Genomic DNA, 26,100 nt, shown 5'->3' with positions numbered 1-26,100 from the left:
GGTGTCCGAACTTTCGCCCGGCGATGGCGTCTCTTACAGTTCTGCACTGATCCGAAGATGAGAAGAAGGACGCTGACGCCACATGATGAACCGCCGCACCCTGCTGGTTTCCGCCACCGCCTCGGCTGCCCTGGCCGCACTGGGCATCCCCCCTTCGGCGTTGGCCGCCAGCGGGATCAAGCTGGGCGACGCCCGCCCGTTCAGCTTCGACGCTCTCATCGACCAGGCGCGCGCGCTGGCCGGCAAACCCTATGCCGCCCCGCCCGCGCCGCCACCCGAGATCCTCGATCGCATCGACTACGATGCCCACGGCAAGATTCGCTTCCGTCCGGAAAACGCGCTGTTTGCCGACGGCCCGGGCCAGTTCCCGGTGACGTTCTTCCACTTGGGCACCTACTTCCGCACGCCGGTGCGCATGCACGTGATCGAGCGCGGCAAGGACAGCAAGGGCAACGCACGGGAAATCGTCTACGAAGAGAGCTACTTCGACATGCCCACCGACAGTCCAGCGCACAAGCTGCCGCGCGGCAGCGGCTTCGCGGGCTTCCGCTTCCAGGAAAGCCGGCTGGGCGACCAGAAGGTGCGTGACTGGAAGAAGAACGACTGGGTCGCCTTCCTCGGCGCGTCGTACTTCCGTGCGATCGGCGAGCTGTACCAGTACGGCCTGTCGGCGCGCGGCATCGCCATCGACGTGGCGGAGGCCGGCAAGTCGGAGGAATTCCCGAACTTCACGCATTTCTATTTCGAACCGCCCGAGGGCAAGGGCGACACGGTCACTGTCTATGCGCTGCTCGACGGACCGAGCATCACCGGCGCCTACAAGTTCGTCATGCAGCGTGGCAAGGCCGTGGTCATGGACGTCGAATGCGCGCTGTTCCTGCGCAAGGACGTGGCGCGGCTCGGGCTCGCACCGCTTACGTCGATGTACTGGTTCTCCGAGACCATGAAAGGGACCGCCGTGGACTGGCGCCCCGAAGTCCACGACTCCGACGGCCTGGCGATCTGGAACGGCGCAGGCGAGCATATCTGGCGTCCGCTCAATGACCCGCCGCAGACCATGGCATCCGCGTTCGGCGACGACAACCCGCGCGGATTCGGCCTGCTGCAGCGCGACCGCCTGTTCGACCACTACCAGGACGGCGTCAACTACGAACGCCGACCAAGCCTGTGGGTCGAGCCGCGCGACGGCTGGGGCGCGGGCGCGGTGCAGCTTGTCGAGCTGCGCACCGATGACGAGATCCATGACAACATCGTCGCCATGTGGGTGCCCAAGGCGCCCGCGCGCGCGGGCAACACCTATCGGCTTCGCTACCGGCTCCACTGGCTGGCCGACGAGCCGTTTCCCTCGCCACTGGCCCGCTGCGTCGCCACGCGCATGGGCAACGGCGGCCAGCCGGGCCAGCCGCGCCCGAAGGGCGTGCGCAAGTTCATGGTGGAATTCAAGGGCGCCCCGCTTGAGAAGCTACCGTTCGGCGTCAAGCCCGAAGCGGTGCTGACCGCCTCGCGCGGCAAGTTCTCTTATGTCTTCACCGAGGCCGTGCCCAACGGCGTACCGGGCCATTGGCGCGCCCAGTTCGACCTGACGGCCGACGGCAAGGAGCCGGTCGATCTGCGGCTGTTCCTGCGGCTGGATGGCAAGCCGTTGTCCGAGACGTGGCTCTACCAGTACCACCCGTTCCAGTCGCAGACGGCCTACGGCGCCTGACGCGCCGCACGCCGCAGCCCCGGCTTGCGGGGCCTGGCAAGCGTCCGGCCGCGTTGCACAGTATTGCGGCGCAGTGATGTCAGCGGCTTGCGAGCGGGTATGATGACCGCTTACATGGGTCAATCAGCCAGCTTCACATGATCTCCACCGAATTCGCCGGCGGCACCGACGCCGGCCAGGCCTCGTCCCTGCCGCGCTCCGAGCGCGCCTACCAGCAGTTGCGTGCGGCCATCCAGGCTGGACAGCTTTCCCCGGGGACGCGCCTGCGCGAGGTCGAACTGGCGGAATCGCTGGGCCTGTCGCGCACGCCCGTGCGCGAAGCGCTGTCGCGGCTGGAATCCGAGGGCCTCGTCGTCAACGAGCCGAACCGCGGCATGATGGTGACCCAGCTCGACGCCAGCATGGTCAGCGAACTCTATGTCATGCGCGAAGTGCTGGAAGGCACCGCGGCCGCGCTGGCCGCACGCCACGCCACCGATGTCGAGATCTCGCTGCTGCGCGATATCGTCGAGCGCGACCTTTCCATGATCGACGATCCCGAACGGCTGGCCGCCAACAACCGACTGTTCCACGAAACGCTGCATCGTTGCGCGCACAACCGCTACCTGCTCAAGACGCTGCGGTCGCTGCACGAGTCCATGGCGCTTCTCGGCCGCACCACACTATCAGTACCGGGCCGGCCTCGCAGCTCCTACGAGGAACACCTTGCCCTGGTTGAAGCGCTGGAAAAGCGTGACCCCGCGCTGGCCGAGCAGATCACGCGCCGCCATATCCAGCAGGCCTACAAGGTGCGGCTGTCACTCTGGATCGAAGAACAGTCGTCATCCTGACGCCCGGGCGCGGCTCAGGCAGCCGCTGCCGCACGCGCCGTGCGCAGGCTGCCCACGCTCAACACCGCCAGCGCCGCAAGAATCAGCACGATCGCCCATATCGTCTGGGGGGCAACCTGCTCCCCGCCCAGCCACGCGCCCACGGCCAGCGCCACGGGCGGGTTCACATAGACATAGCTGGTGGCCAGCGTCTGGCCCACGTTCGCGACGAGGTACATGTAAGCGGAAAACGCCACCAGCGAGCCAATCACCACGAGATAACCCCACGCCCACCACGCCTGCGTGCTGATCGTGGCCGGCCAAGGCTCCTGGCGCAGCGCCGACAACACCAGCAGGATCGCTCCGCCGATCAGCATCTCAGCGGCGAACGCGGAAGCACCGTCCGGTAGTTCAATCCGGCGCGCAAGCTGCGACCCGAACGACCAGCTCGCCACAGCGAGCAACAGCGCCACCACGCCTGCGGTGCTGACGCGGAATTCGGCGCCGGCGGTCAGCACAAGTATGCCGACGCTACCGATCGCAATCGCCAGCCCCTCATACCAGCGCGGACGCGTGCCGAAACACGCGCTCCAGAACAGGCCGAAGATCGGCATCGACCCGATCATCACCGTGGTCGCCCCCGAAGAGATGGTTTGCTCGGCAATGGCGGTCAGTCCCATCCCGCCGACGAGCAGGAATACCGCAGGTACCGCGCAGTTGCGCAGTTGGCGCCAAGTCGGCATCGGCGTGCGTCGCCAGGCCAGCCAGGCGGCCAGCAGCAGCCCCGCGCAGAGGAAGCGCGAGCCCATCATCAGCAACGGCGGGAAGCTCTCCAGCGTGAACCGGATAGCGAGATAAGTCGTGCCCCAGACCACGTAGGTGATCAGCAGGCAGCACAGGACGAGCGGCGGCATGGCGTGTGGGCAACTGCGGAAAGGCCTCCACGATAGCCTTCCGCCACGCCGGCTCAAAACGAAAAGGTCTGGCAACGCTTGCGAATGCAGCTCACAAGTCAAGGGCACATCACTTGAAGTCACCAGGCCTTAAATGGCAAAGCCGGCAAGAGCGCCCCGAGGGACGGCTTCAGCCGGCTTTTTTCCGGTCTCGATCAGGAGACCAGCACGCTCAGGGAGCGATCTCTCAGCCGTTGGCGTAGCTGACCTTGGCCTTGCGGGCTTGCATTTGCAGACGCGTCAGCACCGACTGCACAAACGCAATCGCGCGCTTCACATCATTGCCAATGCCCAGGCCACGGTAGCCCAGTTCACGATCGATGAGGTCGCGTTCCAGTTGGTCGGTCAGCTTGATATCGGATTGGGTGTTCATGGCGTCCTTCCTTACAGGGATTACCCTCATGGGGTTTTCCCTGATTGTAGCAAAGGAATTGTCGCGTTGCAGCATTACGTAAATGTACGTATGCGAAAACGCAACGTCGCGTTGGAAAGAAGGCAATCACCGCCGCGGCCCGCGCCGCGCTGCGCGGAAGCCGGTCACGACACCGGCACGGATGGACCCAGCCCCGCGCAGTGGTGACTCCATGATGCTCTCTCCGTCACACACACGATAAATATTCAAATCTTGTTTTTATATATATTTTTGGATAGTATAGCTTTTAACCAAGTTCTGCCAACGGGCAGATTCACCTAGCCGGAAGAACCGGCCCGCCGCGTGCGGGCCGGTTACAGAAAACAGAAAACCGCAGGAGACGACAAACATGGACACTCATCGCGCCGATGCGAGCCAGCGTTCGCAAGCGCCCGCGGCTAGACCGCGCCATGCCGTGCACTCGATCGACCACTACGCGCTGGAGGTTCCAGACCTGGCAGTGGCCGAGCGCTTCCTCGACGCCTTCGGGCTGACCGTGGCACGTACGCCGGAATGCCTTGAGGTCTATGCCGCTGACCAGCGCTGCTGGGCTCGGTTCTACGAAGGCGAACGCAAGCGCCTCGCCTACCTGAGCTTCAGTTGCTTCGAAGGCGATTTCGCGGGCATCCGGCAGCAGTTGGCCGCCAGTGGGGCGACTCTTGTCGAGGACCCGCGCTATGGCGACAAGTCGGGAGTCTGGTTCTTCGATCCCGACGGTAACCTGGTCCAGGTGAAGATCGGCCCCAAGACTTCGCCGAGCAGCAAGTCTCCGGCGCGGCTGGAAGGCGCGCCCGGTGGTCAGCGTGGCGCGGTGGTGCGTAGCCAGGTGCAGCGCGTGCTGCCACGCCGCCTGTCGCACGTACTGTTGTTCACCCCGAGCGTGCAGCGTGCGCTCGACTTCTACCGCGACGCGCTGGGACTGCGCCTTTCCGACCGATCCGATGACGTCATTGCGTTCACGCATGCCCCTTATGGCAGCGATCACCATCTGCTTGCGCTCGTGAAGAGCTCGGCCAGAGGCTGGCACCACGCCGCATGGGACGTCGCGGACGTCAACGAGGTCGGCCAGGGCGCCAGCCAGATGGCGAAGGCGGGCTACACGCAGGGCTGGGGTACGGGGCGCCATGTGCTCGGCTCGAACTACTTCTTCTATGTACTCGACCCATGGGGCTCGTTCTGCGAGTACTCGGCGGACATCGACTATATCCCCGCCGGACAGGCCTGGCCGGCAGGCGACTTTGCGGCCGAGGACTCCCTGTACCAGTGGGGGCCGGACGTGCCCGAGTACTTCGTCCGCAATACCGAGGCCTGAGCGGCACCGCCCGCAGCCCGCACCGCTACCGTACCTTTCAACAATTCCCGCCGCGCATGGCGGCATCAATTCCGACTGGAGCTGGAAAATGAAGTTGGCAACGTTTCTGCTGGATGGCCAGCAACGAGTGGGCCTGGTATCCGACGAAGGCGTCTTCGCCTTGCCGCCGGTTGCGGGCAAGGACGTCGGCGCCCTTATCGACGCCGGACTCGGCCCGCAGCAGTGGCACAGCCTGGTGGCCCAGGCAGTGCCAGTGCGGGACACCGCCGCGCTGACCTGGCTGCCGCCGGTCATCAGCCCGCGCAAGATCCTCTGCGTCGGGCTGAACTATGCGGACCATACCAAGGAGTCTCCGTACGAACAGCCCGACTACCCCACGCTGTTCCTGCGCGTGCCGACCAGCATGGTGGGACATGACGGCGCGATCGTGCGCCCGCTCGCCAGCGACACGTTGGACTACGAGGGTGAACTCGCGGTCGTGATTGGCAAGGGTGGCAAGCATATCGCACGGGAAGACGCCCTCAGCCATGTGTTCGGCTACTCCGTCTTCAACGACGGCTCGGTACGCGAGTACCAGTTCAAGTCCCCGCAATGGACGGTCGGCAAGAACTTCGACGCAACCGGCGGCTTTGGTCCCTATGTCGTGACGGCGGACGAACTGCCCCCGGGGGCCACCGGACTCCGGCTGGAAACGCGGCTCAACGGCCAGGTGGTCCAGTCCGCCAGCACGTCGGACATGCTGTACGACGTGGCTTCGCTGATTGCGATCATCAGCGAAGCCATCACGCTCGAACCCGGCGACGTGATCGTGGCCGGCACGCCGTCCGGTATCGGCTGGGCGCGCGAGCCCAAGCTGCTGATGCGCCATGGCGACGTGTGCGAAGTCAGCATTGAACGGATCGGCACGCTGTCCAATCCGATTGCCGACGAGCAGGCGCAATAAGGCGCCGCGCGCAACGCGAATCTGGAGGAGACATCCATGAAGACGATTGAAGTACCAGTTCTCGTGGTCGGCGCCGGGCCGGCTGGCCTTACCGCAACGGCCCTGCTTGCCACGTATGGGGTGCGAACCCTGACGATCACCAAGTACGCGGGCACCGCCAACTCCCCGCGTGCCCACATCACCAACCAGCGCACCATGGAAGTGTTTCGGGACCTGGGGATCGAAGAGCGCGTGCGGCAAGTGGCGACGCCCCATGCGCTGATGAGCCACTGCATCTGGGCCACCAGCTTTGCCGGTACAGAGATTGCCCGCCTGCACGCCTGGGGCGGCTCGGAACAGCGACAGGCCGACTATGCACTGGCCAGCCCGTCGCAGATGTGCAATGCGCCGCAGCACCTGATGGAGCCCGAGATCCTTGCCTGCGCACGCGAACGCGGGGCCGAGTTCCTCTTCAACACGGAGCTGAAGCAGATTTCGCAGGACGCGAATCACGTCACCGCCATCCTGCAGGACCGCATCACCGGAGAGACCATTCAGGTGAAAGCACTCTATGCTATTGGCGCCGATGGCGGCGCCAGCACCGTGGTGCCCCAATGCGGCTTCGAGATGCAAGGGGAAATGGGGCTGGGCGCAGCGGTCAACTGCTGGCTGGAAGTCGACCTGGCCCAGTACTGCGAACAACGTCCCGGCACCCTGTACTGGATGACGCAGCCCGGCAATAACTACTGGGTCGGCAGCGGCACATACATCTGCGTGCGCCCGTGGAATGAATGGGTGCTGCTGTTCATGTACGACCCCGCCGAAGGCGAACCCGACCTGAGCGAAGAGGCCGTGATCCGCCGCGCGCGGGCCACCATCGGCGACGACTCGCTGCCAATCAAGGTCAAGGCGGTCAGCAAGTGGCAGATCAACCATGTCGCGGCGAAGACCATGCGCAAGGGGCGCGTGTTCATTGCCGGCGATGCCGCCCACCGGCACCCGCCCGCCAATGGGCTCGGCACCAATACGTCGATCCAGGACGCCTTCAACTTGGCCTGGAAACTCGCGCACGTCATCCGCGGCAATGCGGACGACGCCCTGCTGGACAGCTACTCCGCCGAACGCCAGCCGGTAGCACGCAAGGTGGTGGACCGCGCCATGAAGTCGGTGCGCAACATGCTGCCGATCGCGAAGGCGCTGGGGTTCGAGCCAGGCCAGAGCGAAGCACAGGGATGGGAGAACGTCGATGAACTGTTCAGCGATACCGAACGCGGCCGCGAGCGCCGGCACGCCCTGCAGGAAGCCGTCGAACTGCAGAAGTACCAGTTCAACTGCCATGGCGTGGAACTCGGCCAGTTCTACGAGTCTGCGGCAGTGGTGCCGGACGAACGCCCACGCGAACCCTTCACGCGCGATCCCGAACTGTACTATCACCCGAGCTCTGCGCCGGGCAGCGTGGTGCCGCATGCATGGCTGGAGCATCACAAGCAGCGCGTCTCCACGCTGGATCTGGTCGGCCACGGCCGCTTCACGCTGCTGACCGGGGTGGGCGGAGAGGCCTGGCGCGGCATCGCGGCGCGCGTCGGCAAGCAGTTGGGCATCGAGATCGACGTGGTGAGCATCGGCGGCCCGAACTGCGATGCCCACGACGTCTACGGCACCTGGCAAAGCCTGCGCGGCACCACGGACGCCGGTACCGTCCTGGTACGCCCTGACCGTTTCGTCTGCTGGCGCCGTCAGGATTGCAGCACCGATGCCGAGCACGCGCTGTCGGAAGCGATGCGGGGCATCCTGGGCCGGCAGTCCAGCAGCGCCGACCGCCGTCAGGCGGCATAACCGGGCGGGCGCCGCGGCCCGGCGTCTGGGTCTCGTGAAAATATATAATGATGCAAACCATCTATCATTTCCACGAGCGCCCTGTGCCAGCCAAACCCGCCAAGCCCGTCACCATTGATACTGCCGTCCAGGAGTCGCCGGACCTCGGCGGGCGCACGTGGGCATCCGTCCTCGAACAGGCGGTTCGCGAAGACATCATCAGCGGGCGTCTGCCGGCGGGCAGCAAACTGCGCCTGAAGGAACTGGCCGAGCATTACCAGGCCGGTGTGATCCCACTGCGCGAGGCCCTGTCCCGGTTGTGCACGACCGGCTTTGTACTGGCAATCGACCAGAAGGGCTTCCGGGTGGCGGAGCTGTCCCCCGAGGAATTGCTCGACGTCACGCGCGTGCGCCAGCAGATAGAATGCCAGGCTCTGCGCGACGCCATCAGGCTCGCGGACATCGCTTGGGAAAGCGATGTGGTAGCGGCGCACCATCGCCTGACGCGCATCCCGATGGTGTTGCGCGACCAACGCGGCGCGCTGAACCCAGAGTGGGAAGCCGCACATGTGGCTTTTCACGATGCGCTGATCTGGGGCTGCCACTCCCCATGGCTGCGGCGGTTCTCGGCCGTACTGCGCGACCAGACGGCGCGCTATCGGTTCCTCTCGCTCGCCGTACCCAAGGCCGAACGGAGCCGGGACGTGGCGGCGGAACACGAGGCCATCGTCAGCGCCGTGGTCGCACGCAACGCTGACCGCGCCTGCAAACTGCTGTCGGACCATTTCCAGCACACCACCGACCTGGTGCTCCAGTACCTTGCCCGGCAGAAAGGCGGCGCCGCGCCGACGCGCAAACGCAGGGCAGCGGCCGAAGCCCCTGTCTGACCTGACAGGCGAAATGGGAATGACCACGGAGATAACACGGACCCACTCCCGTGGGGGAGCCGGCCCCATCGTTTCGGGGAACGGATGCGCCGGGCTCCGCCCGCAGGCACTTACTCGGTACGGTCGTACGAGAACTGGATGCCGGCCGTGCCGCCGGTCTCGATGAACAGGTTCATGAATGCGGGCACGGTTTCACTACGCGACCAGTCGCGCTGCAGTTCGCAGAACAATTGCGCTACGCTGATCATCTTGCCGCCGGCCTGCTCGATCCGGCGCAGCGCGGCTTCATGCGCGACCACGGACGTACCGCCTACGGCGTCGGCCACGACATACACTTCATAGCCCTCGGCCAGCGCATCGAGCGCGGGGAACGTCAGGCACGCCTCGGTCCACAACGCAGTCATGATGAGCTTCTTGCGGCCCGTCGCCTTCACGGCCTCACGGAACTCCACGTCTTCCCACGAATTGATGGTGGTACGGTCGTAGGTCGGATACTCCTTCAGTACCTTGGCAAGCTGCGGGATGGGCGGCTTGTTCAGGCCGGTCTTGACGTTCACGGTCGAGTGGATGATCGGCAGCTTGTAGGCAATGGCCGCCTTCGACGTGCCGACAATGTTGTTGATCAGCAGTTGCCGGTCCATCGAGGCAATCGAGTTCACCTGCACCGGCTGATAGTCGATGATGACGAAAGCTGCGTTTTGCGGGGTGAGCAGGTGGTCCTTGAGGGGATCGCGGATGGGTTCGCTGGCCATGGTGGTCTCCGGGAAATTGGGCAAACGCTCGCCATGCGGTGCGCGTGGCGCCGCTGGTCAACTACGGCTTGCAGCGAGCCCTTGCAGCATAGGTGAGGAACAGCCGGGAGCGTGATAGCCAGTGGCAGAACCCGCCGTTCGACGTTACCGAACAGAAAATGCTGCGCTGCCACCTCGGGCGCGGCGTTCAGCTTCGTGCCCGAGGCCTGCTGTTGCGCGAGGTATGCGGCCACGTACTGACAGGCAGCCAGCGGCCCGCGCGTGTACCAGACTTGCCCGATCTCCGGGAACCGGCGCGCCTCGGCAATGATCAGCCGCAGGAATGTCAGGAGGCTGTTCACCGATCGCGCAGCGAAGCCGGTCGATACGTTTGCCGATGGCGCGTGGCGGCACCTCCCAGTCCCGAACAACCCGTCACCCCAACCAACGATGTTCCCGGGCGCCGAACACCATGTTCGCCGCGGCACACCTTACCCTGGCGGCGTCGCGGTGCTAGTCTTTTCCGGCTGTCCTCCCCTTCTTTGCCGCGGCGTTGCCCGCGCTTCTTGCCCCATGCCGGGCTGACAGGAGACCACCATGGCGTCAGTAATGCCCATCCCCTCCTCCGACAACGACATCGATGCGCAGGAAACCCGTGAATGGCTGGACGCGCTGGAAGGCGTGATCGCCCACGAGGGTCCGGAGCGCGCGCATTTCCTGATCGAGCAGCTGATCCGGCGCGCGCATGACGCCGGCATCTACCTGCCGTTCAGCGCCAACACGGCCTACCTGAACACCATTCCGCTCGAGACCCAGGCCCGCAGCCCCGGCGACCAGGAACTGGAGCACCGCATCCGCTCCTACATTCGCTGGAATGCCATTGCAGTGGTGCTGCGTGCGGGACGCGATACCAACGTAGGCGGCCATATCGCCAGCTTCGCATCGGCGGCCACGCTGTACGAAGTTGGCTTCAACCACTTCTGGCACGCGCCGTCCTCACAGCATGGCGGCGACCTTGTGTTCTTCCAGGGACACTCCGCACCGGGCTTCTATGCGCGCGCGTTCCTCGAAGGCCGGCTCAGCGAAGCGCAGATGGACAACTTCCGCCAGGAAGTCGGCGGCCAGGGCATCTCGTCCTATCCACACCCGTGGCTCATGCCGGACTTCTGGCAGTTCCCGACGGTGTCGATGGGCCTGGGTCCGATCATGGGCATCTACCAGGCTCGCTTCATGAAGTATCTGCAGGATCGCGGCTTTGGCGATCACCACGCGCGCAAGGTGTGGGTGTTCTGCGGCGACGGGGAAATGGATGAACCCGAATCGCGCGGCGCGCTGGGCATGGCCGGGCGGGAGCATCTCGACAACCTGGTCTTCGTGATCAACTGCAATCTGCAACGGCTGGATGGTCCTGTGCGGGGCAACGGCAAAATCATCCAGGAACTCGAGTCGGAGTTCCGCGGTGCCGGCTGGAACGTGATCAAGGTCGTCTGGGGCAGCAAGTGGGATGCGCTGCTCGCGCGCGACAAGAACGGCATCCTTGCGCAGCGGATGATGACGTGCGTGGATGGCGACTACCAGACCTTCAAGTCGAAAGATGGCGCTTACGTACGGGAGCACTTCTTCAATACGCCGGAGCTCAAGGCGCTGGTTTCCGACTGGTCCGACGACGATATCTGGCAGCTCAACCGCGGTGGCCACGACCCGCACAAGGTCTTCGCGGCCTACCAGGCCGCCGCTAACCACACGGGCCAGCCCACTGTGATCCTTGCCAAGACCATCAAGGGCTACGGCATGGGCGAGGCCGGTGAGGCACAGAACATTACGCACCAGCAAAAGCACATGCGTGTAGAAACACTCGCGCGTTTCCGCGACCGCTTCCGCCTGCCGCTGAGCGACGAGCAGTTGGCCGATCTCAGCTACCTGAAATTCGAGGAAGGCTCGCCCGAACATGTTTACCTGCACCAGCGCAGACAAGCACTGGGCGGCTATCTGCCGTCACGCCGGCGCACCGGGCCCGAACTGCCGGTGCCGCCGCTGTCGGCATTCGACACCCAGCTCAAGGCCAGCGGCGAGGGCCGCGAAGTCTCCACCGCCATGAGCTTTGTGCGCATCCTCAACGTGCTGTTGCGTGACAAGGCTCTGGGGCGGCGCATCGTGCCGATCGTCTCGGACGAGTCGCGCACCTTCGGCATGGAAGGCCTGTTCCGGCAGATCGGCATCTGGTCGCAGCAGGGTCAAACCTACACACCGCAGGACGCGTCGCAACTGAGCTTCTACAAGGAGTCGAAGGACGGACAGATCCTGCAGGAAGGCATCAATGAAGCGGGCGCCATGGCCGACTGGATCGCCGCGGCCACGTCATACAGCACGCACGGCGAGCCGATGATCCCGTTCTTCATCTTCTACTCGATCTTCGGCTTCCAGCGCTTCGGCGACCTGGCCTGGGCCGCCGGCGACCAGCGCGCCCGCGGCTTCCTGCTTGGCGGCACAGCTGGCCGCACCACGCTCAACGGCGAAGGGCTGCAGCATGAAGACGGCCACAGTCTGGTGTGGGGCGGCACCATTCCCAACTGCATCAGCTATGACCCGACCTTCGCCTACGAACTGGCGGTGGTTGTCCAGGACGGCCTGCGCCGCATGCTGCAAGAGCAGGAAGACGTCTATTACTACATCACCGTGATGAACGAGAACTACGAGCATCCGGCGATGCCCGAAGGCGCGGAGAACGACATCCTGAAAGGCATGTATGCGTTCCGCCGCGCCGGCGAAGGCACCGGACCACGCGTGCAGTTGCTCGGCGCAGGCACAATCTTCCGTGAAGTCATTGCAGCGGCTGACATGCTCGAGCAAGACTGGGGCGTGCAAGCCGACCTGTGGGGTTGTCCAAGCTTCACCGAACTGGCGCGTGAAGGCAACGCCGCCGCCCGCTGGAATCTGCTGCATCCGGACGAAACGCCGCGACAATCTCACGTGGAGCATTGCCTGGCCGACACGCGCGGCCCGGTGATCGCCTCGACCGACTACGTGCGCATGCTGGCCGAGCAGATCCGCCCGTTTGTACCGCGCGCGTACACCGTACTGGGCACCGACGGCTACGGCCGCTCGGACACCCGCGAGAAGCTGCGGGACTTCTTTGAGGTGGACCGCCGCTGGATCGTGCTGTCCGCCCTGAAGGCATTGGTCGAAGAAGGCTCGGTGGAGCGCGGCGTGCTGAGGCAGGCCATCTACAAGTACGGGATCGACCCGGAGAAGCGCAATCCGCTGCTTGCCTGAACCACGCAGCAGCGTCGTGCCGAGCGAATCAGTTGGCTCCGCCCTGCAGCAGGCGGAGCGAACCCGCCGTTTGCGGCTCTTCCCATGGCGGCCGCGCGAGCGATGCCTGGAGGTACTGTACCAGCGTGCGCAGCTTGACCGAGCCAAAGCCGCTGCGCGGGTAGACGGCAAAGATGCCGTCGTCTACCGGCGGCAGATGCGGAAGGACTTCAACCAGGCGACCGGCATGCAAGTCGTCCCAGACAATGAAGCGGGGCAGCACGGCCAGGCCCTGTCCGGCCAGGGCCGCATCGCGCAGCACTTCGCCGTTGTTGGCAGTAAACACGCCGCGCGGTGCGATGCTCCGGACACTGCCATGTTCGTCACCGGCGGCAAACGCCCACACGTGTGCCGGCGGCGAATTGCTGTAGGCAAGGCAGGCATGCTGCGCGATGTCCTCGATTCCCTGTGGCAGGCCTGCGCGTGCCGCATATTCGGGACTGCAGCACAGCACCCGCCGGCTCACCGTGAGCCGGCGCGCAATCAGCGAACTGTCGCCAAGGCGCGTGATGCGGATAGCGACGTCATAGCGTTCGTAGCCCACGTCGACAAGCTTGTCGTCGAGCTCCAGGATCAGGTTCATGCGCGGATGGGCACGCGCGAACGCCGCGATCAGCGGCGACAGCCAGCGCGTGCCGAACGTCATCGGCGCCAGCACGCGCAATTCGCCGCGTAGTTCACCGGCAGCGTCGGATACGGTTTGTGCCGCATGGTCGAGCTGTCTCAGAGCGGCACGGGCCTGTTCGTAGAAGTAGCGGCCGTTCTCCGATGGCCGGGTACTGCGCGTGGACCGCTGCAGCAGCGACACGCCGAGCTCGCGCTCCAGGTCGCTGATGCGCTTGCTGATCACGGATTTCGACAGACCCATCCGCCGGGCCGCCGCACTGATGCCGCCAAGCTCCACCACGTGAAGATAGGCCTCGATATCCTCGGTTCGCAATGACATGACTGTTCCCCGTTCCGGCCCGCCCAGCAAGCTTTGGATGGCGGGCATCTATTGCTTCATTCGATGGACAAAGCATAGTATTAGGACGAAGGTGGCTCTAGATGCTGAATTCGCGCATGAGAGTCCTGTTATGTGAACGGTGAGAGCCACTTGCAAGACCTGAATGACCTCTACTTCTACGTCCAGGCCGTCGACCACGGGGGTTTTGCCCCAGCCGGTCGAGCGCTCGGCATGCCCAAGTCACGGCTCAGCCGCCGCATGGCGATACTGGAAGAACGGCTAGGGGTGCGCCTCATCCAGCGCTCCACGCGTCGCTTCGCCGTTACCGAGATCGGCCGCATTTACTACGAACACTGCAAGGCTATGCTGTTGCAGGCTGAGGCCGCGCAGGAAGCCATCGAAGTCACACGCGCCGAGCCACGCGGCACAGTGCGTGTGACCTGTCCGGTCGCGTTACTTCAGGCGCACGTTGGTGTCATGCTCGGCGAGTTCATGGCAAGGCATCCGCTGGTGACGATCCATCTGGAGGCCACCAATCGCCGGGTCGATCCGGTGGCGGAGGCCATCGACGTAGCCATCCGCGTTCGGCCGCCCCCGCTTGAGGACAGCGACCTCGTCATCCGACCGCTGGCCGAGCGCAGCCAGTGTCTGATTGCCAGTCCTTCACTGGTACAAGCCTTCGGCATGCCGCAGTTTCCCGTCGCGCTGCATGACTGGCCCAGCCTGGCAATCGGCACCCCGCAGAGCGACCACGCGTGGAAGCTGTTTGGCCCCGATGGGGAGCAAGCCACCATCCACCACCTCCCGCGCTATATCACCGGTGACATGATCGCCGCGCGCAACGCGGCGATTGCGGGCGTCGGGGTCTGCCAGTTGCCGGTCATGATGGTGCGCGATCAATTGGCCGAAGGCTCGCTGGTGCGGGTGTTGCCGGGCTGGGCACCACGGCGCGAGATTCTGCATGTCGTCTTCGCGTCGCGGCGCGGCCTGTTGCCGGCCGTCAGGATGCTGATCGACCATCTGGCCGACCGTTTCGGACAGATGGACGAGGATTAGCCGCCAACGCCCTGTCGAGAGCACTGCGCGAGCCATTCAGCGGCCTGCTGCCCCCGGCAGCCCGGCGCCCAAACAACCCATCGTTGCAGCCATGGGACTCTGATAGCCGATTTCACCATCTACCGCCACACTCTGATCCACCTCTATGCTTTTCGCATCGATACGGCACTGCCGGTCAATAGGAGAAGCAAATGAAAAGAGTCCTTGGCGTCTACAGCGCTCCACGTCCCCACTGGGTGGGTGACGGCTTTCCGGTGCGCTCAATGTTTTCCTATCAGAGCCACGGCAAGCAACTCAGCCCCTTTCTGCTTCTCGACTATGCCGGTCCGGCCGACTTCAGCGCGACCAGCCAGCCGCGTGGCGTTGGCGTGCACCCCCACCGAGGCTTCGAGACGGTCACTATCGTCTACAAGGGCGAGGTTGCACACCGCGATTCCACAGGCCAAGGAGGAACGATAGGCCCCGGCGATGTGCAGTGGATGACGGCGGGCGCCGGTATCCTGCACGAGGAGTTCCACTCGAAGGCCTTCTCCGAATCCGGCGGCGCGCTGGAGATGGTGCAGCTTTGGGTCAACCTGCCCGCAAAGGACAAGATGACACCGGCCGGCTATCAGGCCATCAATGACCGCGACATTTCCGCTGTGATGCTGCCAGACGGCGCAGGCACAGTGCGCGTGATCGCAGGCGAGTTTGGAGACCGAGCCGGACCGGCCCGTACCTTCACGCCGATGAACGTATGGGACCTGCGCCTCAATCAAGGGAGCCTGAGCGAACTGCCGGTTCCGGAAGGATGGAATGCGGCGCTGATCGTGCTTCGCGGCACAGTCAAGGTCAACGCACGAACAGTGGCAGGTGAAGCGCAGATGGTGCTGCTCGAGCGCTCGGGCAATGGGATCAGCATCGAGGCCAGCACCGACGCGGTGGCGCTGCTGCTGGCCGGTGAACCGATCGACGAGCCAATCGTCGGCTATGGCCCGTTCGTGATGAACAGCGAGCAGGAAATCGCCCAGGCGCTTAGCGACCTTCAGAGCGGTCACTTTGGCGAGATTGTCCGTCCGCCCGCGAATATCTGACTACCACGACGCCCGTCTATCGATTTTCTCTGCCGCCTTTTGGCGGTAGGCCCCCTGCCGGCTTCCCGGCACCAACCGTTCCAAGGAGATACACCATGAGCAGCCCCGCCAATTTCAACGGCAAGCGTCCGGTCATCGATCCCTCCGATACGGCCATGCTGCTGATCGACCACCAGAGCGGCCTGTTCCAGACCGTGGGCGACATGCCCATGCCGGAACTGCGCCAGCGCGCCGCCGCGCTCGCGAAGATGGCCACGCTGAGCAAGCTGCCCGTCATCACGACAGCCTCGGTGCCGCAGGGCCCGAACGGTCCGTTGATCCCGGAAATCCATGAAAACGCACCGCATGCGAAGTACGTCGCACGCAAGGGCGAGATCAACGCCTGGGACAACCCCGAGTTCGTCGCCGCGGTGGAGGCCACCGGCAAGAAAACGCTGATCATCGCCGGCACCATCACCAGCGTGTGCATGGCCTTCCCGTCGATCAGCGCGGTCGCCGACGGCTACAAGGTGTTTGCCGTAGTCGATGCCTCGGGCACGTACTCGAAGATGGCGCAGGAAATCACGCTGGCGCGTGTGGTTCAGGCCGGCGTGGTGCCAATGGATACGGCCGCCGTCGCCTCCGAACTGCAGCGCACCTGGCATCGCGATGATGCGCAGCAGTGGGCCGAGGTCTACACCAAGATCTTCCCCGCCTATCAACTGCTGATCGAAAGCTATATGAAGGCGCAGTCGGTGCAGAAGGACGGCGAGGTTCTGGACTCCGCACGCTGATCCTCAACAGCGGCATGGCCTTTGCGGCCATGCCGCCGCGCATCAGCCGCGCTCGCCAGGCGCTGCTTGGCGCTGCAACCATGGATATCGCTCGGTATCGTTGTCGCCGTAATCCGGATCCAGGTACACATAGCAGCGCTGAATACGGAAATCCCGGATCTCGAAAACATCGCACCAGTGGCCCGCATGGGTGACGCCTGCCCGCCATGCCTGTCCCGACTTCATGGTACCGCTCGAGGTACCTTCCACCACAACCATGTCGCCCTGCTGGATGATGTTGGCATGCGCGATATCGTGGCTCACCGATTCCAGGATACCCATCAGGTCCCGGAACAGCGATTCGATCTGCGCGCGTCCCCGCGCAATACCCCACTTCGGGAAGTTGACCGCAGCATGCTCGTCGAATAGATCCACAACGCTTTCGCCACGATCCATGCGCCGGAAGTACTCCAGTGCAACGGCCTTGCGCTGCTCATCGGTCATCGGTCTGGTTTCCATGGTGTCTGCCTCTCCTCATCTCTTAAAAAACGGAGGCACACCGGCAACGAGCCGGCGCGCCCTGTCCTTTACTTGGCGATAGATTCCAGTGCGCTGTAGCTCATGTCGGTTTCCTTGATCTTCGCTTCATTCAGCTTGTAGCCACGGAAGAGATAGATCGAGGCATGGCGAGCCTTGAAGTCGATGATGTCGCCCTGAATGGACGACGAGTACTTCGTACCGTCCTCGCCCACCGACGGCGTCATATGGAAGTTGATGAACTTCCAAAACTCGCCCTTCTTGTCATAGGCCTCGCCCATGTAAACGCGTGGATAGTTCACGTCCATGTAGACGACCTTTTTGCCGTAGGGGTGCTCCGCAGGCGGCGTGCCCTCGATCACCCAGACCTCGCGCGGTTGCCACGTCTGCACCGGATTCCAGTACGGCGGGTTACTCAGGTCTACCGTCTTCCACTCTTCCGGAGTTCCCTTCTTCGACGCGTTGTAGCCAAGTTTCGCGTCCGAGATCGCCAGGATCCAGCGGCGACCCACCAGCTTGACCTTCGGGTACCACGACGGACGCGCATTCCACACATAAATGTCATCGTTCAGCACATCCAGGCCACCCACCGGATCCATCCATGCCCCCCCCGACAGGCGGCGCGTTCGACGGGCCGACTTGATGTATGCCCAGCTGTCCTCTAGCTTGGGGCTGTCGTAGCGGATGGTGAAAGTGCCGACCCCCTTGATGTCCTCGGGCGCCGTCGCCACGAACAATGTCTTGCTGAGGATGCTGCCATCGCCCAGCACCGGCTTGTCGCCGCTGATCCGGCCCTTCATGTAGTAGCGCTCGAACAGCCAGTCCTGGGTCGACTCAAGGCCTTTGTCGCCGCTGATCATCAGGAACGTCGCCTTGTTGTTGATGACGTCGCCCTCCGGCGAGGCGTAGTAGAAATTCCAGACCAGCTTGTCGCCGGCAAAGGGATCGTTCTGGCTGACTTCAGGAAAGGGGATGCCGGCCACCCAGCCGGTCACTTCGCGGGACTTCTCGTCGAATTGCGCCTTGCCCGCGTTCTTCTTCGTCGCTTCGATGTACTTCGGATCGAGCTGCACGGGCTTGGCATGGCCGAGCGGAATCTTCAGGCCCGTATTGCGGATCTGCCATTCCAGCTTGTCGGTCAGCAAGCTTGCGATCGTGTGGCCGTCAAACGTGTCGCTCTTGATCTTGTCGAGGTTGGCCTTGTCGATCACGGTGCCGGCCGGCAATTCAGCCGCGTCGACGATGGTCGCTGCGGCGCTCAGCGCGGCGATGGCACAGAGCGCAAGGGCTTTCTTGCTGAGGGGATGCATGCTTGGTCTCCTGCTTAGAACTGTCGCGTCAGACGAGCGACGAATTGGTCATTGTTGGCAAACGATCCGAACAGGCCGGTCGAGCTTTCAACCTGGCCGGGCTGGCGCTTGTGATTCGAGAAGAACAGATCGGCCTCCAGCACCAGTCTCCAGTGGTCCCCGTAGACGAACTCCACGCTGGGGATCAGGAATCCGCCACCGCCCTGCAGCGATGCGCCCGCTGCCAGCTGGGGATTGATCTTGTCGTTCTTGTAGTTCAGGCCGAGGATGACGGTGGCAATGGTCGAGTGCTGGCTCGCCGCTCGGCCGTAGCCAACCATGTTGACGATGTCATCCGAGCGCTTGTAGTTCTGGATCCACTTGTCGAACACCTGGACCGAGAAGAACGATGGCCTGCTGGTGCCGAGGAACCTGGCCAGGTTCAGGTTCTTGTCGATGCGGACCATGGTTGTGACCAGGTCCTTCTTGATGATCCCGCCAAAGCCGGGCAGTACGCCACCGAAGAAGTTGGTGCCGACGTTGTAGGGCGCGTTGCGCGTATAGACCAGTTCCGTGCTCAACACGGAATCGATTGCCGGCACATAGCCGCTGACCGTGGCGCCGAACAGGTCGATCTTGGGGAAAATGAAATCGCCGAGCGCTCCGGTCGGGGTGGACCCTGAGGGTGCGAACGCCGAATTGACGACAGGATCGTTGTTGAAGGTCTTCAGATAGGCCAGCGAGTAGTTCACGGGGCCGGCAATCCCCTCCCAGCGGACACCACCGGTCATGTCGCCAACGTTCGCGCCGGGCGCGCGATAGTTGTAGTTGAGGGCGCCCGGGGCGAGGAAGTCCACGCCCTTGTAGGGTTGCCCCGCCCAACGGCCACCATACAGGTCGTAGCTATTGCCCACGTCGCGCAGGCGGTCGATGCCCGGACGGAACAGCAGTTGCAGGCTGCCGTCGGCCTCCGGCACATCGACCTTGGCCTTGACCAGGAAGAGCGGCTTGCGCAGTTCATCGCCCTCGCGCTCGAGGAACGATCTCCAGCGATAGTCGAAGCCATTGACCAGGTCGAGCGCGCGGAAGAAGTCCGTCTCGCCCCACACGACCTGCTGCTTGCCGATGCGCAGGCTCACGCGGTCTACCGGCGAGAAGTCTGCGTAGTATTCGCGCAGTTCGGCCTGGTTGTACTGATCCATGAGCTGGCTGCCGGGCCCGCCCGGCGAATTCTGCCGGTTGAGATTTTCCAGGTCACGCAGATAGGTGGTCTTGTACTCCTGGTCCGCGCGTCCGACCACCTTCCAGGCAACCGGTCCGGTTTTTGCGTCCGCATCCAGCAGCAGAGAGCCCCGTACCATGGATGGCGAAAACCTGTCGTTCCGGCTGGTCTCCGGCGGGTTCTGCAGATTGAAAGACGTCCATGCGCGGGCGTACCCGCCCAGGTGGAAGCTGTAGTTCTCCGTGTTGGTCCCACTGTCGTCGTGGGTTTCAGTGCCCGCCGCGGCGGGCTCGTCCGCCTGTGCAGCACGGACACCGGCTGATCCCGCAAGGCAGGCAAACACCAGGCCTGCCGCGCCGGATTTCCTGCCAAGGTCGTACCATTGATTCAGTTTCATCGTCTCCTCCAGCCAATATCGGTTTTTTTCTGTGTATCGATTCGGGGCCTACACTTCCGGGATAGCGCGGATGGGAGCGTCCCCGACACCGTCTGCTTCACGCTTTTCCGCCGTCCTGACGATGAACGCCGGCCGGAACACGAGCACCATCGCCGGCATGATGAACAGCGCGCTGACCGCCGACACAAACAGCCAGATGGCCATCAGCACTCCCATGTCTGCCTGGAACCTCAGCGAGGACGCGCACCACAGCACGACGCTAGTGGTCAGCGTCAGGGCCGTCACCATCACGCCGCGTCCGGCACCGTGCAACGAAGCAATCGTCGCCGCCGTCAGGTCCTTGCCCTCGGCCAGTTTTTCCTTGATGCCATCCACGATGTAGAAGGCGTAGTCGACCCCAAGACCGATGCCCAGCGCGGCCACCGGCAGCGTGCTGAGGTTCATGCCGATGCCTTTCCACGCCATGTAGCTGAAAGTGATGGTGTTGGAGAGAATCACCGGCACCATGAAGAAGATGCCCGCCGTCATCGAGCGGTAGGCGACCGCGCAGCAAACCACCAGCACCAGCAAGGCGAGCGCGATGCTCTCGATCTGCCCGGCCAGGATCACTTCGTTGACGGCCGCCAGCACGCCGACCAGTCCGCCTGCCAAGCGGTATGTTCCTTCGGCCAGCGGATGGGCATCGACGTAGGCCTTGAGCCGCGCCATGGCCGTGCGGATGCTGTCCCCGCGGTGGTCGCGGAAAAAGAAGGTCACCGATGCATCCTTCGATTGAGTGTCCGTGAAGCGGGCCATGTCGCCCGGGTCGGAGCCGGACACGAACATGTACATCAGCTCCCCGTTCTCCTCCGCAGTACGGCCGGGCTCGAGGTAGCGCGGATTGTTCTCGTTCAACACGCGCCGCACCATTGGAATGACGTCGGCAATCGACATGCTTCCTCCGATTTCGGGCTGCGCCGCCATATAGCGCTGCAGTCCGGTCATGCTCTCGAGTACGTGCGGTTCTTTCACCGCGTTCGGCTTGCGTCCCGAAAACACCGCGTAGAGTCGGTCGGCGCCCTGGAACTGGCGGTTGATTGCGGCCGCGTCGCGGTTATAGGACGAGTCCTGCCACAGGATCGGCGAACCGGGCTGCGCATCGCCGACCTGAATGCGGGCGGCATACCAGGCGGATACGCCGAAAACGGCAACTGTCGCGGTCAGCACCGCATAGCGCCACCGCGTCGTGGCCGTACGCACGCAGATGTCCAGGACGCGATCCAGGTAGCGGCCAAGATCCAGCCCGTGGGCGTAGCCGCGCGGGTAGCGCACCCACGACAGCAGGACCGGGGTCATGACGCAGGCGCTGATTGCAATAGTCATGACCCATACCGTGCCGATGATCGACACCTTGTGCATCAGCGGGATGGGGGTCAGCACCACCACGATCATGCAACCGGCGTCGGCAACCACCCCCAGCATGCCCGGCTTGAAGAGCTGCAACATGCTGGCCTTCGCTGCCGCCCGGGTCGTCGGGACGCCCGTGGCGAGTTCCTCGTCGAAGCGCGACACCAGTTGCACGGCGTGCGAAATCGCCCGAGCTGTGATCAGGAATGCGATAACGATCACCAGCGGATCCAGATTGAAGCCGAGCAGCCGCGCCGTACCCAACGCCCATGCCGCGCTGCTGACGCCCGCCAGCAGTGGCAGCAGCGTGCCGCGCCAGGTACGAGCAATGAGGAACAGCAGCAGCACCAGGCAGCCGATGGTGAACAGGAAGATCTGCAACGTTTCGGGCAGGAAGTGCTTGACCCAGCCGTAGAGGATCGGCTCGCCGGTCACGCGTACGCGAACACCGTCGCCACGCACCGAATCGGCGATCGACATCACCTGCGGGAAGATCTTGTTGTAGTCGGCCGCGTTCTCATAGAAATCGACCGTCACCAGTGCCGACTTGAGGTCACGCGAGACATAGGCGCCATAGACTAGCGGATTGTTCAGGACGGCCTGTTTCAGTTTGTCGATTCCGGCCTGGTCTTGCGGCACATCGGGCCACATCAGAGGGTTGGAGTCGATGGCATCGGTGGAGCCGCGAATCTCCTTGAGCTTGCGAGAGGCCAGCGAAACGATCTGGAACTGGTTGGCGCCATCGACTTGCTGCAACGCAGTCGTGACCTGCTTAACCTTGTTCAGGAACGGCGTGCTGAATATGTCCCCGCGCTCGGCTTCCAGCACGATGCTGACCACGTTCGACCCGCCAAACGCGTGCTTGTACTGTTCATGCACCTGGATATAGGGGTGGCTGCGCGGCAGCAGGTCTTCAAAGACCGTCCTGACCTCCACTTTCGTCGCAATCGCCAGCATCGCGGCAGTCACGAGGAAGAATATCCCCGCGACCCAGGCGCGTCGGTTGATGCAGGACTCGACAAAGCGTTCGAGCCTGCTGTCCAGCATTCTTTTCATGTCTTCCTCCAAATACTCTGTTTGGCGCCTTACAGGGCGCCTGCGTCTTTGGCGCCGAGCCGCGATCCGGCGACGTAGTACTTGCCGTTCTGCCCCCGCACCCCGGTGTACCAGCCCCGATCCTCGGGGGCGAGACGCGTCTGCCGCCATTTGACCGGGTCGCTCCCCGCCTCGCCGCCTATGAGCACCACGCCTTTGTCGCCCACGGCGATCCATCGCTTGCCATCCCAGGCCACATCGAAGAGATCCTCATCCGTGGTCGCTTGCGCCGGCTTCCAGGTCGCGCCGCCGTCGTCGCTGACCAGCACAGTTCCGTGAAGGCCGACCGCCACGGCCTGTCCCGCCTCGTTGAAGCGCACCGACATCAGGCTGTGTTTGACGGGGCTAGCGACGCTGGTCCAGCTGTCGCCGGCGTCCGTGGTGATACGGATGCGCCCGAATTCGCCCACGATGGATCCGCGCCGGCCCTGGATCGCGATGCCGTTCCAGGCGGCATCCTCGCCCTGCCCGACCGATTCCCAGCGTTTCCCGTAGTCGCGCGAGCGCATCAGCACGCCGCCGCTGCCGACCGCCCAGGCACTTCCGTCCTGGCTGGCCTGCACGCGCATCAGCTTGTTGCCGAAGGCCGATTTCGGCGTTTGCGCCGCCGTCCAGCTATGCCCCCCGTCGTCCGTGGTGAAGACCACGCCTTCGTTGCCGACCGCGACGGCGCGACGGCTGTCCCACGCGGCGATGTCCTGCAGCGCTTCATTGCCAGGGACGACCTGCCTGCGCCAGTTGGTACCGGCGTCCGCGCTATAAAGAATCTTGGCGTTGGAACCGGCGGCCCACAGCCCGCCGTCGGGCAGCGTGGCAATGCCGTAGAAGACGTCCCCCCGCTCGATGAGCGGCTGTTCTACCGTGCTCCCGACCGGCTTTGGCTTGACGAACAAGCCGGCATACAGCAGCGCGCCGATGATGACGATCGGCATGCCGGACAGGATGATGCGTTTGATTCGTTCCATGATTCACTGCTTCATCGTGAGGACTTCGACGGAAAAATGCCGCTGCGGATGGCATGCGGACCGAACGCAAGGCGAACAGGGTCCTGCCGGCGAGCAGCACATTGGCTTAGGGCGCAGGCCACCCTGCAGGGAGGTTCTGCGTCGTTTCTGCTTGACTTGGCGAAGGCCTGCAGGATTGCCGCGCGCGCGGTCGCGGCATGCCTTCGTGAAGGCGCTTAGGCGGGATCAGGCGCCGATATGGCGACCGGCCGGATGGATGGATGGCATAAACATGACGTCTCCTGCGGACGCGCGGTGCAAACAATGCACCAGCATTTCGCTTTGTTTTGAATGGATAGGCAGCCCTTGCGGAACCCGCCGTAGCGGCTTGGCGCGAGCCTTAGCCAGTCGCAGCTCGGCTGGCTGCTTTCATTGCCTTCTCCAGCTCTTCATGCAGGATGCCTGGATTCGGATGCGGGGCGAACTGGATCAGCGGTTCCACCTCCCAGTGCTCCAGGAGGCCGGCACGGTTGTATGGCTCATTGGCGATGAACGCTTCCGCCTGCTCCCGCTCCTCGCAGTCCAGCACAAGGAACAGGCCGCGGGGAAGCCCGTCTTCTCCGCACAGAGCGCCCGCACAGACGATGCCCGGAAGCGCGGAGATGACATGGCGAATATGCTCCGGCCGGACTTTCAGCCGTGCTTCCCCCACGCCTGGGCGGAAATAACCGCGAACGATGTATGACATGGTGACTCCTTTCCTCCTGTCCGCGAATATCAGCCCGGCATGTGGCCGTCGTACGCACGTTGCAGCAACGCGCGGATCGGCGCCAGTTCGAACGGGCGCGGATTGGGATACGGGCTGGCCACCACCAGGTCCGCCGCGCGGTCCAGGCCGTCGGCCGGCATGCCGATCTCGCGCAGCGAGCGCGGCGCCCCGAGTGCAGAACCGAGCTGCCACATTCCCGCCGGCGCGGCATCGCGCCCCAGCGCGCGCGCGATGCGCACCATGGCCTGCGGCGCCGAGGCCGCGTTGTAGGCCATCGCATAAGGCAGGATGACGGTGTGGACTTCCGCGTGCGGCAGGTTGAAGCTGCCGCCCAGCGTATGGCACAGCTTGTGGTGCAAGCCCATCTGCAGATTGCCCAGGACGGTGCCGCACAGCCATGCGCCATACAACGCATCGCTGCGGGCGCCCAGGTCCTGTGGCGCTTCGCGCAGGCGCGGTAGCGCCATGGCCAGGGCGCGGATGCCCTCTTCCGCCATCATGCTGAAGACCGGGTTGCCATCTGGCGCGTACAGCGCTTCCGCGGCATGCGCCATGGCGTTCATACCGCTGGTCATGCTGAGCGGGGCTGGCAGCGTGAGCGTCAGTTCGGGATCGTAGACCACGGCACGCGGCATGACCCGCCAGTCTCGTCCGGTCTTCTTGATCGACGCTTCCGTGATGCCATACAGCGGCGTCATCTCGGAGCCGGCATAGGTCGTCGGCAAAGCGATGATCGGCAGGCCGGACTCCAGCGCAATGGCCTTCGCCAGGCCGATGGTCGAGCCGCCTCCCACCGCGATACAGCCGTCCGCGCCGAGTCCCGCCGCAGTGGCCACCGCCGCCCGCGCGACCTCGGCCGGCACATGCATCACGGCCTTGCTGTACACGCCAACCGAGCGGTCGCCCAGCAATCCGGCAACCTCGCGGCCGAGCGCGGCCTGTTCCGGCGTGGTCAGGACCAGCACCCGTGCGATCCCCAGATGCCCGAGTTCACGCGGCAGTGAACGGCGGGCCCCGGGACCAAAGACCACGCGCGATGCGCGCGTTTCGTGGACAAACGGCTCCATGCGGACAACTCCCGTTTCAGTCTGCTTGCGGCGCGCAACGCGCCATTGCAATGTTTGCGAACGTAAGCTCGGTGTCACGGATCGCGTGCTCGCACCCCGGCTCCACCACCAGCCTGACGTCAGCGCCCGCGGTACGGAACAGCCGGGCGGATTCCTGCACGCTGTCCAGTGGCACATGCGGATCCTGCGCACAGGTGGAAAGCAGCACCGGCATCGTTCGCAGGCGCGCCGGCACCACTTGCCTGGGCATCTGCGGTGGTCCGATCAGCCCGCCCGTGAAGGCGATCAGCGCGCCATAGCGCCGGTCCTGGCGCCAGACGAATTCGCTGCAAAGACAGGCTCCCTGCGAGAAACCGATCAACACTTGCGACTCGTACGGGAAGCCCAGCGTCACCAGCTCGCGGGACAGCACCTCCAGGCGCTCTAGCGCTTGTGAGAGCTGGGGTTCGTTCCGTGACAACGGCTCGATGAAACGCTCCGGATACCAGGTGCCGTCTGCCGCGGCGGGAGCAAACCAGGCGATGTCAGACCGCCCGCAGCGGTCCGCGACCATCTCCTTCATCAGTGCAGGCGACTGGCCGCGGCCATGCACCAGGATTGCCGCCATGGCCGCGTCCCGTGGCGGCGCACCAAACACGCTCAGTGGCGCAGCGAGGTGTGGGTTGAGTTCTGGCATACAGTTCCTGCCGTATCAGGCATTCGTTCAAGC

At 64.1% G+C, this 26,100-nt stretch carries 23 protein-coding genes; 10 read left to right on the top strand and 13 right to left on the bottom strand.

Annotated elements, in window-relative coordinates:
- Positions 1-82 precede the first annotated feature (82 nt).
- Entirely contained in the window at positions 83-1,705 is a 1,623-nt protein-coding gene (locus K2O51_RS10370) for an OpgD/OpgG family glucan biosynthesis protein (RefSeq protein WP_220630177.1), read from the top strand.
- A gap of 137 nt (positions 1,706-1,842) precedes the next feature.
- On the top strand, positions 1,843-2,535 hold the full coding sequence (locus K2O51_RS10365) for a GntR family transcriptional regulator (protein WP_011300789.1): 693 nt from the start codon (positions 1,843-1,845) through the stop codon (positions 2,533-2,535).
- Positions 2,536-2,549: 14 nt separating this feature from the next.
- Here K2O51_RS10365 and yedA read toward each other — a convergent pair whose 3' ends face one another.
- Entirely contained in the window at positions 2,550-3,428 is an 879-nt protein-coding gene (gene yedA, locus K2O51_RS10360; protein WP_220630176.1) for a drug/metabolite exporter YedA, read from the bottom strand.
- Positions 3,429-3,654: 226 nt separating this feature from the next.
- Positions 3,655-3,840, bottom strand: coding sequence for a hypothetical protein (locus K2O51_RS10355; protein ID WP_041680250.1), 186 nt, complete (start codon positions 3,838-3,840; stop codon positions 3,655-3,657).
- A gap of 388 nt (positions 3,841-4,228) precedes the next feature.
- On the opposite strand from K2O51_RS10355, the gene K2O51_RS10350 reads away from it, so the two are divergent.
- The 4 genes from K2O51_RS10350 (at position 4,229) to K2O51_RS10335 (ending at position 8,815) form a co-directional block, all read left to right on the top strand.
- Positions 4,229-5,191, top strand: coding sequence for a VOC family protein (locus K2O51_RS10350; RefSeq protein ID WP_220630175.1), 963 nt, complete (start codon positions 4,229-4,231; stop codon positions 5,189-5,191).
- 88 nt (positions 5,192-5,279) lie between these two features.
- Positions 5,280-6,134, top strand: coding sequence for a fumarylacetoacetate hydrolase family protein (locus tag K2O51_RS10345; RefSeq protein WP_220630174.1), 855 nt, complete (start codon positions 5,280-5,282; stop codon positions 6,132-6,134).
- 36 nt (positions 6,135-6,170) lie between these two features.
- A complete protein-coding gene (locus tag K2O51_RS10340; protein WP_220630173.1) occupies positions 6,171-7,949 on the top strand; it encodes an FAD-dependent oxidoreductase in 1,779 nt (592 codons plus the stop codon).
- Between the two features lie 83 nt (positions 7,950-8,032).
- Positions 8,033-8,815 carry a GntR family transcriptional regulator gene (locus tag K2O51_RS10335; protein WP_011300795.1) on the top strand — a complete coding sequence of 261 codons (783 nt, stop codon included), beginning with the start codon at positions 8,033-8,035 and terminating at the stop codon, positions 8,813-8,815.
- 110 nt (positions 8,816-8,925) lie between these two features.
- On the opposite strand, the gene K2O51_RS10330 is transcribed toward K2O51_RS10335, so the two are convergent.
- Entirely contained in the window at positions 8,926-9,567 is a 642-nt protein-coding gene (locus K2O51_RS10330; protein ID WP_140951506.1) for a hydrolase, read from the bottom strand.
- Complete coding sequence (locus K2O51_RS35150) at positions 9,471-9,908, bottom strand: TetR/AcrR family transcriptional regulator C-terminal domain-containing protein (RefSeq protein ID WP_235679734.1); 438 nt, start codon at positions 9,906-9,908, stop codon at positions 9,471-9,473. Before K2O51_RS35150 ends, K2O51_RS10330 begins: the two co-directional genes overlap by 97 nt.
- Before the next feature lie 235 nt (positions 9,909-10,143).
- Here K2O51_RS35150 and aceE point away from each other — a divergent pair, with 235 nt between their 5' ends.
- On the top strand, positions 10,144-12,819 hold the full coding sequence (gene aceE, locus K2O51_RS10320; RefSeq protein ID WP_220630172.1) for a pyruvate dehydrogenase (acetyl-transferring), homodimeric type: 2,676 nt from the start codon (positions 10,144-10,146) through the stop codon (positions 12,817-12,819).
- A 28-nt stretch (positions 12,820-12,847) separates the two neighbouring features.
- Here aceE and K2O51_RS10315 read toward each other — a convergent pair whose 3' ends face one another.
- The gene (locus K2O51_RS10315) at positions 12,848-13,804 is read right to left on the bottom strand and encodes a LysR family transcriptional regulator (RefSeq protein ID WP_140951502.1); all 957 of its coding nucleotides are present in this window, start codon (positions 13,802-13,804) and stop codon (positions 12,848-12,850) included.
- Positions 13,805-13,954: 150 nt separating this feature from the next.
- Between K2O51_RS10315 and K2O51_RS10310 the strand changes: the two genes are divergently transcribed.
- From K2O51_RS10310 to K2O51_RS10300, 3 genes are all read left to right on the top strand, one after another.
- A complete protein-coding gene (locus K2O51_RS10310) occupies positions 13,955-14,860 on the top strand; it encodes a LysR family transcriptional regulator (protein WP_140951500.1) in 906 nt (301 codons plus the stop codon).
- A gap of 191 nt (positions 14,861-15,051) precedes the next feature.
- Entirely contained in the window at positions 15,052-15,933 is an 882-nt protein-coding gene (locus tag K2O51_RS10305) for a pirin family protein (protein ID WP_011300801.1), read from the top strand.
- Between the two features lie 95 nt (positions 15,934-16,028).
- On the top strand, positions 16,029-16,706 hold the full coding sequence (locus K2O51_RS10300) for a hydrolase (protein ID WP_011300802.1): 678 nt from the start codon (positions 16,029-16,031) through the stop codon (positions 16,704-16,706).
- Between the two features lie 42 nt (positions 16,707-16,748).
- Here K2O51_RS10300 and K2O51_RS10295 read toward each other — a convergent pair whose 3' ends face one another.
- From K2O51_RS10295 to K2O51_RS10260, 8 genes are all read right to left on the bottom strand, one after another.
- Positions 16,749-17,204, bottom strand: coding sequence for a nuclear transport factor 2 family protein (locus K2O51_RS10295; RefSeq protein WP_011300803.1), 456 nt, complete (start codon positions 17,202-17,204; stop codon positions 16,749-16,751).
- Positions 17,205-17,272: 68 nt separating this feature from the next.
- On the bottom strand, positions 17,273-18,532 hold the full coding sequence (locus K2O51_RS10290) for a DUF1329 domain-containing protein (protein ID WP_011300804.1): 1,260 nt from the start codon (positions 18,530-18,532) through the stop codon (positions 17,273-17,275).
- A gap of 14 nt (positions 18,533-18,546) precedes the next feature.
- Positions 18,547-20,130: a DUF1302 family protein gene (locus K2O51_RS10285; RefSeq protein ID WP_011300805.1), complete on the bottom strand. Its 1,584-nt coding sequence runs from the start codon at positions 20,128-20,130 to the stop codon at positions 18,547-18,549.
- Positions 20,131-20,178: 48 nt separating this feature from the next.
- Entirely contained in the window at positions 20,179-22,572 is a 2,394-nt protein-coding gene (locus tag K2O51_RS10280) for an efflux RND transporter permease subunit (protein ID WP_220630171.1), read from the bottom strand.
- 29 nt (positions 22,573-22,601) lie between these two features.
- Positions 22,602-23,576: a WD40/YVTN/BNR-like repeat-containing protein gene (locus K2O51_RS10275; protein WP_220630170.1), complete on the bottom strand. Its 975-nt coding sequence runs from the start codon at positions 23,574-23,576 to the stop codon at positions 22,602-22,604.
- Positions 23,577-23,955: 379 nt separating this feature from the next.
- Complete coding sequence (locus tag K2O51_RS10270) at positions 23,956-24,303, bottom strand: YciI family protein (protein WP_011300808.1); 348 nt, start codon at positions 24,301-24,303, stop codon at positions 23,956-23,958.
- 29 nt (positions 24,304-24,332) lie between these two features.
- A complete protein-coding gene (locus K2O51_RS10265; RefSeq protein WP_220630169.1) occupies positions 24,333-25,391 on the bottom strand; it encodes a maleylacetate reductase in 1,059 nt (352 codons plus the stop codon).
- A gap of 16 nt (positions 25,392-25,407) precedes the next feature.
- Positions 25,408-26,067 carry an alpha/beta hydrolase gene (locus tag K2O51_RS10260; protein ID WP_011300810.1) on the bottom strand — a complete coding sequence of 220 codons (660 nt, stop codon included), beginning with the start codon at positions 26,065-26,067 and terminating at the stop codon, positions 25,408-25,410.
- Positions 26,068-26,100 lie beyond the last annotated feature (33 nt).

The organism is Cupriavidus pinatubonensis, assembly GCF_019602855.1.
Classification (GTDB): Bacteria; Pseudomonadota; Gammaproteobacteria; order Burkholderiales; family Burkholderiaceae; genus Cupriavidus; species Cupriavidus pinatubonensis.
The sequence above is the reverse complement of the archived record's forward strand: the minus strand, read 5'-3'. Positions and strand labels throughout refer to the sequence as shown.

What these genes read in the sequence shown, in the direction of transcription:
- K2O51_RS10370 (WP_220630177.1), top strand. Translation starts at nt 83, where the DNA reads ATGATGAACCGCCGCACCCTGCTGGTTTCCGCCACCGCCTCGGCTGCC.
- K2O51_RS10365 (WP_011300789.1), top strand. Translation starts at nt 1,843, where the DNA reads ATGATCTCCACCGAATTCGCCGGCGGCACCGACGCCGGCCAGGCCTCG.
- yedA (WP_220630176.1), bottom strand. Translation starts at nt 3,428, where the DNA reads ATGCCGCCGCTCGTCCTGTGCTGCCTGCTGATCACCTACGTGGTCTGG.
- K2O51_RS10355 (WP_041680250.1), bottom strand. Translation starts at nt 3,840, where the DNA reads ATGAACACCCAATCCGATATCAAGCTGACCGACCAACTGGAACGCGAC.
- K2O51_RS10350 (WP_220630175.1), top strand. Translation starts at nt 4,229, where the DNA reads ATGGACACTCATCGCGCCGATGCGAGCCAGCGTTCGCAAGCGCCCGCG.
- K2O51_RS10345 (WP_220630174.1), top strand. Translation starts at nt 5,280, where the DNA reads ATGAAGTTGGCAACGTTTCTGCTGGATGGCCAGCAACGAGTGGGCCTG.
- K2O51_RS10340 (WP_220630173.1), top strand. Translation starts at nt 6,171, where the DNA reads ATGAAGACGATTGAAGTACCAGTTCTCGTGGTCGGCGCCGGGCCGGCT.
- K2O51_RS10330 (WP_140951506.1), bottom strand. Translation starts at nt 9,567, where the DNA reads ATGGCCAGCGAACCCATCCGCGATCCCCTCAAGGACCACCTGCTCACC.
- aceE (WP_220630172.1), top strand. Translation starts at nt 10,144, where the DNA reads ATGGCGTCAGTAATGCCCATCCCCTCCTCCGACAACGACATCGATGCG.
- K2O51_RS10315 (WP_140951502.1), bottom strand. Translation starts at nt 13,804, where the DNA reads ATGTCATTGCGAACCGAGGATATCGAGGCCTATCTTCACGTGGTGGAG.
- K2O51_RS10305 (WP_011300801.1), top strand. Translation starts at nt 15,052, where the DNA reads ATGAAAAGAGTCCTTGGCGTCTACAGCGCTCCACGTCCCCACTGGGTG.
- K2O51_RS10300 (WP_011300802.1), top strand. Translation starts at nt 16,029, where the DNA reads ATGAGCAGCCCCGCCAATTTCAACGGCAAGCGTCCGGTCATCGATCCC.
- K2O51_RS10295 (WP_011300803.1), bottom strand. Translation starts at nt 17,204, where the DNA reads ATGGAAACCAGACCGATGACCGATGAGCAGCGCAAGGCCGTTGCACTG.
- K2O51_RS10290 (WP_011300804.1), bottom strand. Translation starts at nt 18,532, where the DNA reads ATGCATCCCCTCAGCAAGAAAGCCCTTGCGCTCTGTGCCATCGCCGCG.
- K2O51_RS10285 (WP_011300805.1), bottom strand. Translation starts at nt 20,130, where the DNA reads ATGAAACTGAATCAATGGTACGACCTTGGCAGGAAATCCGGCGCGGCA.
- K2O51_RS10280 (WP_220630171.1), bottom strand. Translation starts at nt 22,572, where the DNA reads ATGAAAAGAATGCTGGACAGCAGGCTCGAACGCTTTGTCGAGTCCTGC.
- K2O51_RS10275 (WP_220630170.1), bottom strand. Translation starts at nt 23,576, where the DNA reads ATGGAACGAATCAAACGCATCATCCTGTCCGGCATGCCGATCGTCATC.
- K2O51_RS10270 (WP_011300808.1), bottom strand. Translation starts at nt 24,303, where the DNA reads ATGTCATACATCGTTCGCGGTTATTTCCGCCCAGGCGTGGGGGAAGCA.
- K2O51_RS10265 (WP_220630169.1), bottom strand. Translation starts at nt 25,391, where the DNA reads ATGGAGCCGTTTGTCCACGAAACGCGCGCATCGCGCGTGGTCTTTGGT.
- K2O51_RS10260 (WP_011300810.1), bottom strand. Translation starts at nt 26,067, where the DNA reads ATGCCAGAACTCAACCCACACCTCGCTGCGCCACTGAGCGTGTTTGGT.